General features: G+C 66.4%; 20 protein-coding genes and 1 riboswitch. Of the genes, 9 read left to right on the top strand and 11 right to left on the bottom strand.

What is annotated here, in order from left to right; all coding sequences use genetic code 11:
* Together PV768_RS20555 and PV768_RS20550 are read left to right on the top strand one after the other, a co-directional pair.
* The coding region (locus tag PV768_RS20555) for a hypothetical protein (protein WP_421094056.1) at positions 1-212 on the top strand (212 nt) is incomplete at its 5' end.
* A 22-nt stretch (positions 213-234) separates the two neighbouring features.
* The gene (locus tag PV768_RS20550; RefSeq protein WP_421094055.1) at positions 235-435 is read left to right on the top strand and encodes a hypothetical protein; all 201 of its coding nucleotides are present in this window, start codon (positions 235-237) and stop codon (positions 433-435) included.
* Positions 436-534: 99 nt separating this feature from the next.
* Here the strand turns inward: PV768_RS20550 and PV768_RS20545 are convergent, their stop codons facing one another.
* Positions 535-1761, bottom strand: a complete 1227-nt coding sequence (locus PV768_RS20545) for a glutamate--cysteine ligase 2 (protein WP_157240491.1) — start codon at positions 1759-1761, stop codon at positions 535-537.
* Positions 1762-1828: 67 nt separating this feature from the next.
* Complete coding sequence (locus tag PV768_RS20540) at positions 1829-3352, bottom strand: UDP-N-acetylglucosamine 1-carboxyvinyltransferase (RefSeq protein ID WP_157240489.1); 1524 nt, start codon at positions 3350-3352, stop codon at positions 1829-1831.
* A gap of 241 nt (positions 3353-3593) precedes the next feature.
* Between PV768_RS20540 and PV768_RS20535 the strand changes: the two genes are divergently transcribed.
* A complete protein-coding gene (locus tag PV768_RS20535; protein WP_421094054.1) occupies positions 3594-4136 on the top strand; it encodes a hypothetical protein in 543 nt (180 codons plus the stop codon).
* On the top strand, positions 4133-4381 hold the full coding sequence (locus PV768_RS20530) for a hypothetical protein (RefSeq protein ID WP_421094053.1): 249 nt from the start codon (positions 4133-4135) through the stop codon (positions 4379-4381). Before PV768_RS20535 ends, PV768_RS20530 begins: the two co-directional genes overlap by 4 nt.
* Before the next feature lie 13 nt (positions 4382-4394).
* Here PV768_RS20530 and PV768_RS20525 read toward each other — a convergent pair whose 3' ends face one another.
* Genes PV768_RS20525 through PV768_RS20515 form a run of 3 tightly spaced genes read right to left on the bottom strand, consistent with a single transcriptional unit; the run spans position 4395 to position 7371 of the window.
* The gene (locus PV768_RS20525; protein WP_157240485.1) at positions 4395-5195 is read right to left on the bottom strand and encodes an energy-coupling factor transporter transmembrane component T family protein; all 801 of its coding nucleotides are present in this window, start codon (positions 5193-5195) and stop codon (positions 4395-4397) included.
* Positions 5192-6748: an ABC transporter ATP-binding protein gene (locus PV768_RS20520; RefSeq protein WP_323057554.1), complete on the bottom strand. Its 1557-nt coding sequence runs from the start codon at positions 6746-6748 to the stop codon at positions 5192-5194. The genes PV768_RS20525 and PV768_RS20520 overlap by 4 nt, the downstream gene beginning before the upstream one ends.
* On the bottom strand, positions 6748-7371 hold the full coding sequence (locus PV768_RS20515) for an ECF transporter S component (protein WP_104999333.1): 624 nt from the start codon (positions 7369-7371) through the stop codon (positions 6748-6750). The genes PV768_RS20520 and PV768_RS20515 overlap by 1 nt, the downstream gene beginning before the upstream one ends.
* A gap of 64 nt (positions 7372-7435) precedes the next feature.
* A riboswitch (TPP riboswitch) is annotated at positions 7436-7576 on the bottom strand.
* An 86-nt stretch (positions 7577-7662) separates the two neighbouring features.
* Between PV768_RS20515 and PV768_RS20510 the strand changes: the two genes are divergently transcribed.
* From PV768_RS20510 to PV768_RS20490, 5 genes are all read left to right on the top strand, one after another.
* The gene (locus PV768_RS20510; RefSeq protein ID WP_421094052.1) at positions 7663-8205 is read left to right on the top strand and encodes a heme-degrading domain-containing protein; all 543 of its coding nucleotides are present in this window, start codon (positions 7663-7665) and stop codon (positions 8203-8205) included.
* A gap of 127 nt (positions 8206-8332) precedes the next feature.
* Complete coding sequence (locus tag PV768_RS20505; RefSeq protein WP_421094051.1) at positions 8333-8902, top strand: DUF4383 domain-containing protein; 570 nt, start codon at positions 8333-8335, stop codon at positions 8900-8902.
* On the top strand, positions 8889-9986 hold the full coding sequence (locus tag PV768_RS20500; protein WP_421094050.1) for an iron-containing redox enzyme family protein: 1098 nt from the start codon (positions 8889-8891) through the stop codon (positions 9984-9986). The genes PV768_RS20505 and PV768_RS20500 overlap by 14 nt, the downstream gene beginning before the upstream one ends.
* A gap of 56 nt (positions 9987-10042) precedes the next feature.
* The gene (locus tag PV768_RS20495) at positions 10043-10258 is read left to right on the top strand and encodes a CDGSH iron-sulfur domain-containing protein (protein ID WP_157240476.1); all 216 of its coding nucleotides are present in this window, start codon (positions 10043-10045) and stop codon (positions 10256-10258) included.
* 78 nt (positions 10259-10336) lie between these two features.
* Positions 10337-10600 carry a DUF4235 domain-containing protein gene (locus PV768_RS20490; RefSeq protein WP_104999338.1) on the top strand — a complete coding sequence of 88 codons (264 nt, stop codon included), beginning with the start codon at positions 10337-10339 and terminating at the stop codon, positions 10598-10600.
* 18 nt (positions 10601-10618) lie between these two features.
* Here PV768_RS20490 and mnhG read toward each other — a convergent pair whose 3' ends face one another.
* From mnhG to PV768_RS20460, 6 genes are read right to left on the bottom strand one after another with little or no spacing between them, the layout of a single operon-like run.
* A complete protein-coding gene (mnhG, locus tag PV768_RS20485; RefSeq protein ID WP_321214667.1) occupies positions 10619-11020 on the bottom strand; it encodes a monovalent cation/H(+) antiporter subunit G in 402 nt (133 codons plus the stop codon).
* Positions 11010-11288, bottom strand: a complete 279-nt coding sequence (locus PV768_RS20480; RefSeq protein WP_157240472.1) for a monovalent cation/H+ antiporter complex subunit F — start codon at positions 11286-11288, stop codon at positions 11010-11012. The genes mnhG and PV768_RS20480 overlap by 11 nt, the downstream gene beginning before the upstream one ends.
* Positions 11285-11830, bottom strand: coding sequence for a Na+/H+ antiporter subunit E (locus PV768_RS20475; protein ID WP_157240470.1), 546 nt, complete (start codon positions 11828-11830; stop codon positions 11285-11287). Before PV768_RS20475 ends, PV768_RS20480 begins: the two co-directional genes overlap by 4 nt.
* Entirely contained in the window at positions 11827-13431 is a 1605-nt protein-coding gene (locus PV768_RS20470) for a Na+/H+ antiporter subunit D (protein ID WP_321214668.1), read from the bottom strand. The genes PV768_RS20475 and PV768_RS20470 overlap by 4 nt, the downstream gene beginning before the upstream one ends.
* Positions 13428-13949 (bottom strand): Na(+)/H(+) antiporter subunit C, encoded by a 522-nt coding sequence (locus PV768_RS20465; RefSeq protein ID WP_421094049.1) that lies wholly within the window; start codon positions 13947-13949, stop codon positions 13428-13430. The genes PV768_RS20470 and PV768_RS20465 overlap by 4 nt, the downstream gene beginning before the upstream one ends.
* Positions 13946-17017: a Na+/H+ antiporter subunit A gene (locus tag PV768_RS20460; RefSeq protein ID WP_321214669.1), complete on the bottom strand. Its 3072-nt coding sequence runs from the start codon at positions 17015-17017 to the stop codon at positions 13946-13948. The genes PV768_RS20465 and PV768_RS20460 overlap by 4 nt, the downstream gene beginning before the upstream one ends.
* Positions 17018-17194: the final 177 nt, after the last annotated feature.

The raw sequence follows: 17194 nt of genomic DNA, 5'->3' as shown, positions 1-17194 counted from the left end.
ACCACAGGAGTCTCGAACCTCGGCCAGCCCTGCCCGAAACACCACAAACTCCGCCACACCAGCGGCTGGAAACCCACACCCGCCACCACAACCGCACCACCCGGCTGGACCTCACCCACCGGCCGCCACTACACAAGCGAACACCAAGACTGGGAACCACCCCACTGGCCGGACTGGAATGCGGGACTACGGAACGCATCTTCAGCGGCTAGGCCGAAGGGTCAGGACTTGTACGTGCCCGAGTACTTCAGCATGCCCGACGACTTTGAGGTACCTGCGTGCTTTGCACTGCCGGAAGAGTTTGACCTGGTGAAGGACCTGGACCTCCCGGATTTCGATGTGCCCGAAGACCCTGGCCCTTCCGAAGACGAACTGCCGAAGGACCCGTTTCCGGAATGGCACCTCTGGCTCACGGAATCCCTCGGAGTCCCCTAGCACCACAGCCGTGTAGGGACGGACCCCGGCCGAACGGCTCTGTCATGACTGCCCCAGGCGGCACGGCTTTGTCGGGAACCGCTGAAGGCCCCCTGCCCGCTAGGACTGCCTGACGCGCAGCAGTTCGGGGGCCTCGTCCACCTTTGAAAGATCCAGTCCGCCGCGCATGGTCACGTCGACTGCATGCTTTACCACTGCATCGAAGCCGAGGTCCCCGCCTTGCGACGAGGACAGGACCTTGTCCCGGACCCGCCGCTGTTCGGCAGCTCCTGTTCCGCGCGCAATGATGTCTTCCACCCCTTGCCGGGCCAGGGCAAGTTCACCCTGTTCCTGCAGTACCGGGGCAAGGTAGTCCACCAGTGAGCGCACCACGTCAGCGGCCCTCGCCGGGCGGAATGTGCCAAAGTCGAGCAGCTCCCCGCTGAGGCCCGCACTGCTCGCCTGCCAGGACGCCATGCGCAAAAGCACCGTGGGCACGGGGGCAGGATCGACGCCGTCCTGCCACTCGCGGCTCGCAGTCTCCACCAAGGCGCGGACCAGGACAGCTATAAGTGCGGCGTCCTCAGCACGGAGGCAGACATCGGCTACGCGGACCTCCACCGTGGGATGGTTGCGGGAGAGCCGGGCGTCGAAATACAACATGCCCTCATCCAGCATGACCCCGCTGTCCAGGAGCCGCGTGACCACCCGCCGGTACGCGGAGTACGTGCCATAGATGCCCGTGGGCCCGGCCGTCGGCCAACGGTTCCAGGCCTGGGTCCGGTAGCTCTCAAAGCCGGTCTGGATGCCGTTCCAGAAGGGGGAATTGGCACTCAAGGCGGTAAGGACGGCGAGCTTGTCCCGGATGCGGTCCAGGACAGCCACGCCTTCGTCGTGCGACTCAATGTAGGTATGGACATGGAAGCCGCACGTCAGCTGCTCCTGGGCAGTCAGGCCAAAGCGCTCAAGCATCCGCGCGTAGCGGGGATCCGGAGTGGTGTGGCTGGCCAAGCCCAGCGGCGAGGTGGCCAGGGCGGCCACCCGTGCGTGGTTTTTCTTGGCAGCCTTATCTGCCAGTGCCCGCCCGGCCCGGATCTGTTCCAGGAGCTCACGGTACTCCAGGCAGGGCCGCGTCTGGGTTTCGATCTGTTCCAGCTTGAGCTCGGCACTCAGGCCCATCTCGTCGTCGTAAACGGTTTTGTCTTCCGTCTCCAGGAGGCGGGGGGCATCCGGCGAGTCGTCGGCGGCCATTCGGCGGCCGGACAGCAGCGCATCCGCCAGGGCAAGCGGCTCCCCGCTCTCCGGATCAACGATCAGGAGCTCTTCCTCGACGCCGAAAGTTCGCATACCGACATTCTCCGACAACAGGGACGAAATTGAGGGTCAACAGCACTTCATGACGAAGCGTGAATGGTTAGTCCTGGAAGTACTCCACTTTCGCCCCGATGGTATTAAGCCGTTCCGCCAGGTCTTCGTAGCCACGCTCAATGACATAGATGTTCCGCAGCTCGGACACTCCCCGCGCGGCAAGCATTGCCAACAGCAGGCACGCTGCCGGGCGGAGCGCGGGCGGACAGCCAACCTCCGCGGCGCGCCACTTGGTGGGCCCGTTGACGTAGATCCGGTGCGGATCAAGGAGCTGCACCTGGGCGCCCAACCGGTTCAGCTCGGTCAGGTAGATGGCCCGGTTTTCGTACACCCAGTCGTGGATCATGGTCTGGCCATGCGCGTTCGCTGCGATGACCGCAAAGAAGGGCAGGTTGTCGATGTTCAGCCCGGGGAACGGCATTGGGTGGATCTTGTCCTCCGGAGCGCGCAACTCGGAAGGCTTGGTGGTGACGTCCACCAGCCGTGTCCGGCCGTTCCGGGCCATGTATTCGCCCGAGATCTCCAACTGCTGGCCCATTTGCCCCAAGGTTGCCAGCTCGATTTCCATGAACTCGATGGGCACGCGCCGGATGGTCACCTCCGAGTTGGTGACAATGCCCGCGGTAATCAGGCTCATGGCCTCGATGGGATCCTCCGAAGGGTAGTACTCAATGTCGGCATCGATTGACCGGCGTCCGGTGATCTTCAGGGTGGTGGTTCCCACCCCCTCGATAACCACTCCAAGCATCTCCAGGTAGAAGCAGAGGTCCTGCACCATGTAGTTGGGGCTGGCATTCCGGATAACGGTGGTGCCCTCGCGGTGGGCCGCGGCCATGATGGCGTTCTCGGTGACAGTGTCGCCGCGCTCAGTCAGGACAAAGGAGCGGTCCCGGGTGTCTGCGGACGGGGCCTGCACGTCGTAGAAGCCTGCTGTCGCTTCCACCGAGAGTCCGAACTGGCGCAGTGCCTGCATGTGCGGCTCAACCGTCCGGGTACCAAGGTCACAGCCGCCCGCATAGGGAAGCTTGTACCTGGCTGACTCATCGAGCAGGGGTCCCAGCAACATGATGACGCTCCGGGTGCGGCGCGCGGCGTCCACGTCCATCGCGCCCAGGTCCAGGACCGCCGGGCGGCGGAGCAGCAGGTCGGTGTCGTTGAGCCAGGTGCACTCGACACCGATGCTGGTCAGGACTTCAACGATCCGGTTCACTTCTTCGATGCGTGCGAGGCGGCGAAGAATGGTGGTCCCCCGGTTAATGAGGCTGGCGCACAGCAAAGCCACTCCGGCGTTCTTGCTGCTGTTGACGTCCACGGAACCCGAAAGGGTGCGCCCGCCTTCAACGCGCAGGTGGGTCATCTGCGGCCTGCCCACGTTCACGATGCTCCGGTCGAAGATCACTTCGAGGCGCTGGATCATTTTCAGGCTCAGGTTCTGCTTGCCCTGTTCCATGCGGGCAACGGCGCTCTGGCTCGTTCCCAGCTCGGCAGCCAGCTGGCCTTGGGTCCAGCCCTTCTCAGCCCGGGCATCCCTCAGCATGGCGGCAACGTGTTCAGCGGTTTCCTGCGTCATACACAAGTTTATATCATAAATGAGTTAAAGCTCCCGTCACGGCAGTCTGAAACGCGGCCGCTGGAGAGCGTTTACCCGAACGATGCGATCGAAGGGGGACGGACTCCTTGACCGCACCTTCCAAGGGCGGGAGACTGAAGGCACCCGTTCGTCCAGCGGCAACGGAGGCAGTATGCGCCGGACACCAGCCACGCCGATGCCAGTCAGCCGGGCATCGGCCCGCAGCACACGGAGCCCGGGAATGGCGGCACCGTTACTCGCGGCCCTGCTCCTCATCTGCGGCTCGCCTGCCTACGCGGTGCCCTCCCCGGGAGAGGGAGTGCAGTCGCTCCTGGGGAACGACATCTCCTGGCCGCAATGCAACACGGCTTTCCCCACGGGACAGGCTTTTGCCATTGTGGGCGTCAACAACGGTTTGGCCAACACCACCAATCCCTGCCTGGCCGAGCAGCTTGACTGGGCGGAAGGTTCCGCGGGCCACCCTGGCCGGCCCACGGTGTCCCTGTACGTCAATACTGCCAACCCGGGCGCCGCGGGATCGTGGTGGCCGGCGGAGGACGAGTACCCGGCAGGCCGGGCGGTGCACAACCCGTACGGCCCCTGCAAGGACGGGGATTACGGCAAGGCGTGCGCCTACATGTACGGCTTCGCCAAGGCATACGACGACGCCCACCACCGCGGCATCAGCAACCCGGGCTCGTACGTCTGGTGGCTGGATGTGGAGACCAAAACAGCTGGTCCTACACCGACAAGGATGCCAACCGGACAGTCCTGGAGGGCATGACCGATTTCTTCCACAGCATTGGCGCGCAGGTGGGGATTTACTCCTCGGGCCGGCAGTGGGACCAGATTGTTGGAACTGTCAGCGGGTCGAGCAACCTTTACTCACTCCCGAGCTGGCTGGCAGGATCCCGGAACGCGTCAGGAGCAGCGATGGCCTGTTCGCATGCGCCCCTCACCGGCGGCGGCGAGGTGGAGTTGACCCAGTTCGTATCGCGGGGTTTCGACTACAACTATTCGTGCCCGTAAGCCTGGCCCGCTTTCAGGTCCCCAGCCACACCATGTTCCAGGTGCCCAGCGAGACTGCGGCAAAAACCGCTGTTGCCGCCATCACCACACCACCGGCAAGCACCCACGCATCCAACACACTGTAGGTCGATTCGCGGGCCCACGTCCGGCGGCCGCCGCCAAAGCCGCGGGCTTCCATCGTCACCGCGAGCCGCGATGCCCGGCGGATCGCCTGGACCAGCAGCCCGAAACTCTGCCCCAGCGTCGCCTTCACGCGCTGCAGGGCGCTGCCGCGGGCACCCACCCCGCGCGCGCGGCGGGCCATCCCGATGGTCTGCCACTCTTCTGCCATCAGGCCCACCAGCCGCATGGCAGCGAGGGTTCCCAGCACGAACCGGTGCGGGAGGCGCGCCTTCTGCGCCAGCGCATCAGCGAGGTCTGTGGGGTCGGTGCAGCTCATCAGCAGAACTGCCGGCAGGGCAATCGCCAGCCCCCGCAGCATGAAGCCCACGCCCAGCTCCAGTGAGCCTTCGCTCATGGTCCAGATGCCGACGTCGATCAGCGTCTTTCCGCTGTCCGGCGCCAGGATGGAGGTGCTCCAGCCTCCCACTGCGGCGGCGAGGATCAGCGGCCAGCCGCGCTGCCACAGCAGTGCGAGCGTCAGGCCGGCCAGCGGAAACAGCAGGACCTCAAAGACCAGTGCCACCGATGCGGACACCCAGTCTATGGAGAGCGCAAGCACGGCCGTGATGAGGAAGACGGCGGCGAACTTGCTGAGGGGGTTCGCCCGGGTCAGCAGCGCGTTGTTGCCGCGAAGGTTCAGCTCCTGCCTCATGGTGCCGCCGGTTCCGCCGCGGCCATCCGCAGTTCCGTTCCACCCAGCGCCGCCGTGAATTCGGCGTCATGGGTCACGGAGACCACGGCGGTGCCGGCATCCAGCAGCTCGGACAGGAACGATGCCAGCTCCGCCCACGTGTTGGCGTCCTGGCCGAACGTAGGCTCGTCCAGGACCAGCACCTGGGGATGCGCGGCCAGGACCGTTGCCACGGACAGCCGCCGCTTCTCCCCGCCCGAAAGCGTGTAGGGGTTGGCATCCACAAGATGGGTAAGCCGCAGGCGCTCCAGCAGTTCGTCCACGCGCTCCTCACCATGGCCAAGGTGCCGGGGGCCAAACAGCAGTTCGTCCAGCACCTTCCCTGTGACGAACTGGTGTTCGGGTTCCTGGAACACGGTGCCGATCCGCTCGATGAGCTGATCGGCCTTCCACTTGTACGGGTCTATTCCGGCGCCGCGGCTCAGGTCCAGCGTGGCCGAAACCTTGCCGGCCACGGGCTCCAGGAGCCCGGCAAGCGTCAGGGCAAACGTGGACTTCCCGGCCCCATTCGGCCCCGTGACGGCCAAGGCGTGCCCGGCCCGGACCTGCGCGGAAATACCTGCCTGCACGGGTACCGGCGGAACCTTCCGGAAGCCGCTGCGCCGCGCCCGTTCACGGGACACCGCCAGTTCCTCGGCAGCGAGCAGGAGGCCACCCGTCCCGCTGGCTGGATCCGCCGCACGCAGCCGGGTGTCCGGAACATAGCCGGGCACCCACACCCCGGCAGCAATCAGCATGCTCCGGGCCTCCCTGAGCACCTGGTCCGGCGGACCGTCCAGCAGCACGGCGTCCTTCGCGTCGGTGCCGGGCTGCAGCACCACGATCCGGTCCACCAGGTCCTTCCACACGGACACCCTGTGCTCCACCACCACCAGGGTGGCGCCGGTCTTGTCCAGGCACCGCGCCACGGCGTCGCGGACCTCCAGCACGCCCGCCGGGTCCAGGTTGGCCGTCGGCTCGTCCAGCAGGATCAGGCCGGGACGCATGGCAAGGATGCCTGCGAGCGCCAGCCGCTGTTTCTGCCCGCCGGAGAGTACCGACGTCGGATGGTCCAGCGGGAGGTGGGAAAGTCCGACGTCGTCCAGCGCCTCGTGCACGCGGCTCCAGATGGCGTGGCGGGGCACGGCGAGGTTCTCGGCGCCGAAGGCGGCGTCGTCACCCACGCGCGACAGGACCACCTGCGTCTCGGGATCCTGCTGCATAAGGCCGGCGCGCCCGCGCTGCTCGCGGGGGGAGGCTCCGTCAACCAGCAGCGAACCCGACTCGTCGGAATCGCCGGCCGCGCCGCCGTCGTCGTTCACATCCCCCAGGACCCCCGCCAAAGCATGGAGGAGGGTGGACTTGCCGGCGCCGGAAGGCCCCAAAAGCAGCACCCGCTCTCCCGGACGGATGTCCAGGTCGAGGGCATGGACCGCCGGCCTGGTGCGCCCGGCATGCCGCCAGCCCCAGCCGCGGGCCGTGACGGCGGCGGGACGCACTGCGGTGGGCGCGCCCTGGCGGGAAGGTGCGGACATCAGGAGAAAACAGGCTCCGTAGCTGCCTTCCGCGACGCGAACGAGCTCAGGACCCCGGTCCTGGCCAGCCCCCGGGTGGCGATCCAGGACAGGGCGCCGGCGATGATCGCGCCGGAGATGGCGGTGAAGACGATGTACACCAGCTTGTCCCCGCCGGAGTAGGCGATGTTCCAGCCCCACGGAGCGAAGGAGTCGTTGAGGCCGCAGAAGAGACCGGCGGCGGCACCGGCCAGCAGTGCCACGGGCAGGTTGAACTTCCGGTACACGAAGATGGCGAAGATGATTTCGGCGCCGAGGCCCTGGACGAAGCCGGAGAACAGCACGGAAGCCCCGTACTGGGACCCCATGAGCAGCTCACCGGTGGCGGCTACCGTCTCGCAGAACAGCGCGGCGCCGGGCTTTCGAATGATGAGCATGCCCAGCACGGCCGGGATCATCCAGCCGCCGGCGATCAGGCCGGTCAGTGGCGGGTAGGTGGCGTTCATGGGGCCGGACACTGCGGCCGCGCCCTGGGACCAGGCCCAGAAAATGACGCCGCCGGCGATGGCAATGAGGGCCGCCACCACGATGTCCACGACTCGCCAGGACTTGCTGCTGGTCTTCTTGACTGCTGTTGTTGCCATGCGATCCTCCTGAGGAACAGGAGGGGAAAGTGGACGCGGCTGCCGGCACTGCTGCCGCTGCGCGCACTTCGAGAACTCGACTCCCTTGCGCCGGTACTAACCGGATCAGGTTCGAGGGTCTGCGGCTGCCCGCACTCTCAGCGCCCACCTGCGGATCCTGGCATTGCCAGTGATGCCCGACGGCGGCGCTCCCCTGTCGTTGAATGTTGCTTTTGCTTGAAATGATTCGTTGCAGAAATACCCTGTTGGGCGTTGTCCAGTTTACACCGCGGCGGGGGTAGATTGTGGGCCATGGCTGCCAATTCCCCGCATGTGACCGACTTCGACCCGGATTCCGATGCCACCCAGCCGGAGGGATCGCTGGCGGCACTGATCGCCCGGATTGAAGGCGAAGTCCGGGAACTGCAGTTTCCAGGCTTCTCCCTCGACGACTCCCTGAACCTGGGACTGCTCCTCGTGGAGCTGGGCAAGGAGCGCGGGCTGCCCATCGCGATTGACATCACGAAGGGCGGGCAGGTGCTGTTCCATGCGGCACTGCCCGGTGCGACGCCGGATAACGATCACTGGATCCGGGCGAAGCAGCGCACGGCGGCACGGTATGAGGTCCCCTCACTGCTGGTGGGATTGCGCGGCCGGCTTCGCGGCGGCCGGATCGAGGACCAGGGATGGTTCGACCAGGGCCGGTACGCGGCGCACGGCGGCTCCTTCCCGCTGTACGTCACCGGAGTGGGCGCCGTGGCCACCGTTACGGTTTCAGGGCTTCCCCAAGTGCAGGATCACGACCTGGTGGTCGAGGCCCTGCGCGAAATGCTCCACTCCGCGGGGGCGGACTGATGCCAAGGCTGGCGGACTGACCCACACTGCACGCACGTCCACCGGCAGCAGAAATATAAAGGCTGCTTAGCATTTATTAGTAATCATGCTTACTATGTTGTCTCCCGGGTTTTGAGGAGAACAGGACATGGCAGCAAGCACCCGCCTGGCGGGCCCACGAACACGCCTGCAAAAGGCCTCCCTCGGAACGGGAATAGTCTTCGTCCTTTTCGGCATCCTGGGCTTCATCCCGGGCGTTACCTCCAACTATGGCTCGTTGGGCTTCGCCGGACCTGGTTCAGGGGCGCTGCTATTGAGCGTCTTCCAAGTGTCCATTCTCCTTAACGCGGTCCACCTGCTCTTCGGGATTGCAGGGGTCCTGATGGCGCGGACGCATCCCCAGGCCAGGAACTTCCTCATCTACGGGGGCGTAACCTACCTGCTCCTGTGGTTGTACGGCTTCCTTGCGGGCGACACCACGCCTGCCAATTTCCTCCCCGCGAACAACGCAGACGACTGGCTGCACCTGGCCCTCGGCCTGGCCATGATTGCGCTGGCCATCATCCTGGCCGCCCGAGGCCCCGCCGTTCCCGCAGGCGTTGCCGGCAGCGACGGCAGCAACAGCGGCGACAACAGCAACCGGTCAGGAAGCCTCAGCGACGACGTCACGGAACCGGCACCAACGCCGCACCTGAAGGAGCACTATGAAAATCCCTGAAGCGCGCGGTCCTGCCAGCACCGCCTTGTTCGCCCTTCTCACGGAGGCGCCCGGCAGCCTTGGCACCCGCCCCTGCGGCCGCACCGCCGATGACCGAACCCTGGACGACGGAACAGCGGCGCTGCACCGGGCGGTCACCGGCCAGTTGGCTGCCACCCCGGACATCATTGGCGACGACGATCTCCAGCTGACGCTCTTCTGCCTCTACGAGCTCCACTACAGCGGACTCGAAGGCGTCAGCGATGAGTGGGAATGGGCGCCGGGACTGATCCAGGTCCGCCACCTGCTGGAAAAACCGTTCGAGTCAGCGCTCAGGCTGGCCGCCCGGGAAGCAGCCGGCGAACTGGAGCTTCCCGCGGCCTCGCGTCCCACCAGCGACGCCGTGGCCGATGTCGTGTTCAGCCTCGCAGCCCGCGACACCGGCCCCAGCCTCTCACGGTACGTGGCAAAGAAGGCCAGCCTGGACCAGCTCAAGGAATTCCTGATCCATAAGTCCATCTACCAGCTGAAGGAGGCGGATCCCCATACCTTTGCCATTCCCCGGCTGGCCGGGCGCCCCAAGGCCGCGCTGGTGGAAATCCAGGCGGATGAGTACGGCGGCGGACGTCCCGAACGGATGCACAGCGCACTTTTCGCCCGCACCCTGCGAGGCCTGGGAATGGCGGACGAATACGGCGCCTACGTCGATTCCGTCCCGGCCGTCTCCCTCGCCGCAGTGAACCTGATGTCCCTGTTCGGGCTGAACCGCCGGCTGCGGGGTGCCATCACCGGGCACCTTGCCATCTATGAGATGACCTCCTCCCAGCCCAACCGCTTATACGGGAGCGGTTTCCGCCGGCATGGATTCGATGCCGCCGTCACCCACTATTTCGATGAACACGTGGAAGCAGACGCCGTCCACGAGCAGATCGCCGGCCGCGACCTGGCCGGCGGCCTCGTCGAGGCCGAACCAGGACTTCTTGGAGACGTATTGTTTGGTGCCACGGCAGCCATGGCGGTGGACGGCAGGCTGTCTGCCCATCTCCTGCAGTCCTGGGAGAACGGCGGGACGTCACTAAGGGCGGCAGTCCCGGCGGCAGCATGAGCGGCGCCAGTCCCCCGCCGTCGTCCGTCACCCCGGCTACCTAAGCAGGAGCAAGAATGAACCAGGAACCCGCCGATAGCTCCATCGTGGTGTGCCCCGACGGTCCGCTGATCGTGCGCGGCGACTTCGAGATCGTCACGCCCTCCGGCGAACCGTTGCCCCGTGAACGGAAAACCGTGGCACTGTGCCGCTGCGGGGCGTCAGCCATCAAGCCCTATTGCGATGGGACGCACAAGATGATCAAGTTCCGGACGGAACCTCCGGCAACCTGAGCAAGGCCTGCACCGGCCGGCCGCTATCGCCGGTTAGGCTAGGGACAGCCCGTTTTCCGCCCGCAAGGAGTACTAGGAATGAACCTCTTCATCAAGCTGCTCGGCACTGGCGTGAGCCTCGGCGCAGGCTTTGTCGGCACGAAGCTCGTCAACGCCATCTGGGAAAAGACCACCGGCCGGAAGCCCCCCACCGGCAAGCACGAGGACGTCCCCACGAGCCTTCACTCGGCGCTGACGTTCGCCCTGATCTCTGCCTCGGTGAGCACCATCATCCAGGTCTTGGCCAACCGTGGCACCCAGCGCGCCATCACCCGGTTCGCCAAGAGCCAGGACATCGTCTAGCAGCACGCCGAACGGTGTTCAGCCGTCGCCGGAACCGTCCTCACGGGCGGCTTTGGCGGCGGCTTTCTGCACCACGGCCTCGAGCTCATCGGAGGTGAGGAGCTCGCGGTGCAGGTGCTTGGTGCGGTAGCCGGCCCGGCCCACCATGTGTGCCGAAACGGGCACGGTGAGCAGCTGGAAAATCCACGCCACCAACAGCACAGGCCACACCCACCAGGTGCGCAGCTGCAGGCCGATGGACGCCAGGAGCAGGAACAGCCCCAGCACCTGCGGCTTGGTGGCGGCATGCATGCGGCTGAGCAGGTCGGGGAACCGCAGCAAGCCGATGGCCGCGCCGAGGGACATGATGGCCCCGACGATCATGAACACGGCGGACAGCACATCCACCCAGGCGTCCAGGCCAGTGGAATCAGGACTCATTGGGCTGCTCCCTCCGGTCCGCCACGAACCTTGCCACCGTCACGGACCCGATAAAGCCGATGATGGAAATGGCCACCACCAGCATCAGGTTGTTCAGGTGCCTGTTGACGGCCATGTCCACGCACAGGGCACCGCCCAGGATGGCCAACAGGACGTCCGTGGCCAGCACCCGGTCCAGCAGTGAAGGCCCCCGGGAGATCCTGATGATGGCACCGGCGGCGGCCACCGAGAAAATTACGGCAGTAATAGCCAGGACGGTCTGCATCATGCGCCGGCCTCCATTCGCACGGTTTCGAGTTCTTCCTTGGTGCCCATGATCCTGATCAGCCCCGCCTCGATGGACCGCACCTCGTTTTTCAGGTTTTCGACTTCCTGCGGGGAACTGATGTTGAGCGCATGCAGGTAGAGGGTGGACGTGGAGCGGTCCACCTCCACCACCAGCGAGCCCGGAATCAGGGAAATCACGTGCCCCGTGGCCGTGACCATCAGGTCCTGGCGGCTGCGGAGCGGGACGGCGACGACGGCGTTGGTCACCTTCGGCCCCTTGGCGATGGCGAGGTACAGGAGCTGCGCGCTGGCAGCCGCCACCTTGGCCAGGAAGACGAGCGCGAAGGGAACGGCGTACAGGATGTTGAACCGGCCGCTGAGTTCCACCGGCGGAAGGTAGAACAGACGCGCAACCGCCACGGCCAGCAACGCCCCGAACAGGAGGTTGCCGGGGCTGAAGTCCTGCCACAGGGCACCCCACACAATGACCAGCCAGACCAGGAGCGGCAGCTCCTGGCGGAGGGAAATACGGCGGCGGCTCATTTTCCCCCTCCCGGCGTGGCAACCATCGGAACGTCGATGTTTTCGCCCAGGACAGCGTGGATGTAGGAGGTCCGGTCCAGCATGTCGCGCGCAGCCTGGTCCGAGACCGTGAACAGCGGCCCCGCGAAAACCGTCAGGGCAAGGCCGAGGACCACCAGCCCCACTGTCGAGCCCACCATGGTGCGCGGAAGCAGGGTGACGGTGTTCCGTTTGGCGCCAGGACCGTCGGCCCGCCCGGCGGCCGGGGCAAGCAGCACCGGATCCGGGTGCTCGGCGTCCGAGGGCCGGCGCCAGAACGCACGGTTCCACACCCTGGCCACGGCAAGCAGGGTCAGCAGGCTGGTAAGCACCCCGCCGATCACCAGCACGTACGCGAGCGGCGTCCCCAGTTCAATCCCGGCCTGCATGAGCCCCACCTTCCCCAGGAAGCCGGAGAACGGCGGAATTCCGGCCAGGTTCATTGCGGGAATGAAGAACAGCAGTGCCAGCAGCGGGGACAGCTTGGCGAGGCCGCCCAGCCGGTCCACCGAGGAGCTCCCGCCGCGGCGTTCGATCAGCCCCGTCACCAGGAAGAGGCTGGTCTGGATGGTGATGTGGTGCGCCACATAGAAGACTGCGGCTCCCAGCCCTGCCGCGGAGGACATCGCCAAGCCAAACACCATGTACCCGATGTGGCTCACCAGGGTGAAGGAAAGCAGACGTTTGATGTCGCTCTGCGCCAGGGCACCCAGGATCCCCACCACCATGGTCAGCAGGGCGGCCACCATGAGGGGCGTATTCAGGGAATCCCCGGGAAAGAGGAGCGTCTCGGTCCGCACCATGGCATAGACGCCAACCTTGGTGAGCAGGCCGGCGAACACGGCCGTGACCGGCGCCGGGGCGGTGGGGTAGGAGTCGGGCAGCCAGAACGACAGCGGGAACACGGCCGCCTTGATGCCGAACGCCACCAGCAGCATCACGTGCAGGAGGGTCCTGGTGCCCTGGTCCAGCTCACCGAGCTTCATGGCAAGATCGGCCATGTTGACCGTTCCGGTGGCCCCGTAGACCATGGCGATCGAGATCAGGAACAGCACCGACGACACCACGGACACCACCACATAGGTGACGCCCGCCCGGATGCGGGGCCCCGTGCCGCCCAGCGTCATCAGCACGTAGCTTGCCGTCAGCAGGATCTCGAAACCGACGTAAAGGTTGAAGAGGTCGCCGGAAAGGAACGCATTGGACACCCCGGCCACCAGGATCAGGTACGTGGGGTGGAAGATCGAGACGGGCGCGTCCTGGTCGCCGTCGGCCATGCCCTGCCCGGTGGCGTAGACCAGCACGGCCAGGCTCACCGCCGAGGAGACCACCAGCATCAGGGACGAGAACTGGTCCACCACCATCACGATGCCCCACGGCGGCAGCCAGCCGCCGATGCTCACCGCCGCCGTGCCGCCGTCCCACACGGAGGCCAGCAGGAGGCATTCGAGCAGGAGCGTGAGGGACAGCAGGAGGATGCTGACCACCCGCTGGGCCCGTGAGTGGCGGATCAGCAGGAAGGTCAGGGCGGCGCCCACGATGGGCAGTACGACGGCGAGCGGCGCGAGGCTTGCGAGGTTCACTTTCCGCCTTCTTCCGGGCCGGGGGTGATGTTTTCCGAGCCGGGCTTTTCTTCCGCTGCTGCCTGCTCCGCGGGTATTTCGCGGCCGCCGGCCAGGACCGTGGCCATCGGGAACTCGGATGTCTCTTCGGGGACCTCTGCGTCGTCCTCGGCGTCGAAGCTTGGTGTTTCCGCAACCCGGAGGTCCTCGATGTCGGCCTGGATCTCATCCCGGCGGGCCAGGACCCAGGTGCGGTAGATGATGCCGAGCATAAAGGCGGTGACGGCAAAGGAAATGACGATGGACGTGAGGATCAGCGCCTGCGGAAGTGGATCGCTGTAGTCCCCGGCCGCAATGTCCTTTGAGTACAGCGGCGCGAGCCCCGCGTACCCTCCCGTCGCCAGGATCAGGAGGTTGGTTGCATTGGCCAGGAGCATCAGCCCCAGCAGGACACGCGTCAGGCTGCGTTCCAGGATCAGGTAGATGCCGCAGGCGTACAGGGCTCCCATGATGATCAGGAGGGTCAGGTTCACACTCATGCTTGGCCCCTTGCGGTGGTTTCGGGAGCCATGCCTTCGGGCTCGTGCTCCCAGTCGGGAGCTGGTGCCGGCGCCTCCAAGGTGGAGTCCTGTCCTTCGGCCGGCGTTCCGCCTGCAGCCGCGGAGCGCTCTTCAAAGTGTTCGTCGATCTCGGCCCCGAGGCTGCGCAGGACGTCCAGGACCAGGCCCACCACCACGATGTAGACGCCGATGTCAAAGATGGTGGAGGTGACGAACTTGATGTCGCCGAACACCGGCAGCCACAGTTCGATAATGGCCGTCTGGAAGACCTGGCCGCCCAGCAGCAGCGGCACCACGCCCGAAGCCGCAGCCACGGCGAGCCCGATCCCCAGCAGGGCGCCGGCACTCACCGGTGTGGCTTCGCGGAGCTCGAACCGTCCCCCGGCCAGGTACCGGATGGTCAGGGCGAGGCCCGCCGTGAGGCCGCCTGCGAATCCGCCGCCGGGCAGGTTGTGGCCGGCCAGCAGGAGGTAGAGCGAGAAGATGACCATGGAGTGGAAGATCAGCCGGGTGACCACCTCGAAGATGATGGACCGGCGCTCCGGCGCCAGGGTCCGGCCGGCAACGATCCACGCGTCCCGCGCGGACGCGGCGAACTTCCGGCTGACGGCCAGGGCTGCCGCGTCCCGGGTACCGGGGTCGACGCCGCGGTGGCGGCCCACCGTGCCCTCGGCAACCGTGGCGGACTTCAGGATCCGGTCGCCGCGGCCGCGGACGAAGATGAGGCTCGCCACGCCGGTGGCCGCCAGCGCAAGGACCGTGATTTCACCGAACGTGTCCCAGGCACGGATATCCACGAGGGTGACGTTGACGATATTGAGTCCGCCGCCGCCCTCGTAGGCCAGGCGCGGGAACTCCAGGGAGACGGGGGTGGCGATCCGTGCGCCCATGGCGTAGATCGCGGCGAACACCATGGTGGCGCCAAAGCCCAGGCCGATGATTACGCGCACCACCCTGTACTTGCCGCCGGTGCGGTCCCGGAGCTCGGCCGGCAGGCTGCGCATCGCCAGGACGAAGGCCACCAGGATGATGGTTTCCACGAGCATCTGCGTCAGGGCCAGGTCCGGGGCGCCCTGCAGCGCGAACATCAGGGCAATGCCGTACCCGGTCACGGAAACCATCAGGACCGCCAGGAACCGTTTGTTGGCTTTCACTGCGGCCAGGGCGCCGATCACGATGCCCGCGCCCACCACCAGCTGGAGCGGGGAACCGGGGTCCACAAGGTAGATTCCGTCCGGCAACGGCTTGCCGGCCAGCAGGATGGCGGACAAGGGCAGCACGAACGCGACGCTGAGAATGACGGCCAGGTAGTAGTACAGCGAACCGCGCTGCGTGCGGCCGGTGATCCACACCGCCACGTCATCCAGCGCACCGATGGTGTTCTGGTAGGCCTTGTCCCCGTCCACCCACGGCGGTACCAGGGCCTGCGCCCGCGAGACCGCGTTGCGGCCAAAGTACATCGCCAGGCCGAGTCCGAACGTGAGGGCCGTCAGGCCCAGCGCAGGAGTGAAGCCGTGCCACAGCGCCAGGTGGCCGGCCTGCCCGGCGGCTGATCCGGCGTCGGCCGCGGTGGACGCAAAGAGGGCCGCGTACGGCTGGATCCACGCATCTACGGGGGCCGGCCACAGTCCATAGGCGACGGTCAGGAGGCTGAGGATGGCCGGTGCGGCCAGGAACGACGGCCTGATGGCCTTGAAGGGCGTGGGCTCCACCCCTGGCTTGACGGCGAAAGCCCCCCACATGAAGCGCGCACTGTAGGCGAAAGTGAGGATGGAGCCCAGGACCAGGCCGGCAAGGACCACCATGCCCCACGGCCCGGCAGCCGGGTCGCTGGCATGGTGGACAAAAGCCTCGAGCACCGACTCCTTGGCCACGAAGCCGGCCAGCAGCGGGAGCCCCGCCATGGACGCGGCTCCAATGGCGGCGACTACCCCGAGCGCGCGGGAACTCCGGAACACCCCGGACAGCTTCCGGACATCGCGTGTCCCCGACTGGTGGTCGATGATGCCCACCACCAGGAACAGGGTGGCCTTGAACAGGCCGTGCGCAAGGAGCATCGCCAGGCCCGCCAGGGCGGCATCCGGCGTGCCAAGGCCCACCACCACGGTGAGGAAACCCAGCTGGCTGACGGTGCCGTGGGCAAGGATGAGCTTGATATCGCTCTGCCGCAGCGCCCGGTAGCCGCCCACCAGCATGGTGGCCAGGCCAAGTCCCAGCACCACGGGCTGCCAGTAGGCCGTCTCGGAAAAGCCGGGAGCCAGCCGGGCCACCAGGTAGACGCCGGCTTTGACCATCGCCGCGGCGTGCAGGTAGGCGCTGACAGGGGTTGGCGCCGCCATGGCGCCGGGAAGCCAGAAGTGGAAGGGGACCAGCGCGGATTTGGTGATGGCGCCCACCAGGATGAGCACGACGGCGGCGGTCACCAGCGAGCCGGAGTCTCCGCCGGCGAGGGCGGGCGCCTGGTCCAAGATGCCGGAGATGCGGTAGGTTCCGGCCGCGTGGCCCAGCATGATGAGGCCCACCAGCATGGCAAGCCCGCCGGCCGTGGTGACGATCAGCGCCTGCAGGGCGGACCGCCGTGCGGCCAGCCTGGTCCGCGCGAATCCGATCAGGAGGTAGGACAGGATGGTGGTGAGTTCCCAGAAGATGAACAGCAGCAGCAGGTCATCGGCAACCACCAGCCCGAACATGGCGCCGGCAAAGGCCAGGAGCTGCGCACCGAAAGCGCCAAGGTCCTGGTCCTTTTTCTTGAAGTACCGGGCGCAATAGACCAGGACAAGGGAACCCACACCCAGCACCAGCAGCGACATGACCCAGGCCAGTGCGTCCATCCGGAAGGCAAGCTCAAGCTTGAGTCCGGGGATCCAGGGGACTGCTTCGCTGACGGATCCTGTTCCGGAATAGATAGGACCGTGCTGCAGCAGCAGCCAACCGAAGGAGGCCGCGGGAGCGGCGGCCAGTGCGTAGAACGCGTTGCGGCCCCAGGCCCTGAACAGGAGTGGCGCGAGGACAGCCACCGAAAAGTGCACGGCAAGGACTGTGATCACTGGTATCTCCGCAACGTCAGGGATTCGATTGTCAAAAGTTGGAGCAGGCGGTTCATTCGTTGGGTCCGGGAAGGTTCAGTTTATCAAGGCCGCGGTGCCGCTTTCCCCGTCTTTGCCGGCGGGCCGCCCGCCGACACCGGCGTCCCGGGGTTCGCTCCGCGTCCTGTTCGCCGCAGG

The sequence above is a fragment of the Pseudarthrobacter sp. CC4 genome (assembly GCF_048957775.1).
Lineage (GTDB): Bacteria > Actinomycetota > Actinomycetes > Actinomycetales > Micrococcaceae > Arthrobacter.
The sequence above is the reverse complement of the archived record's forward strand: the minus strand, read 5'-3'. Positions and strand labels throughout refer to the sequence as shown.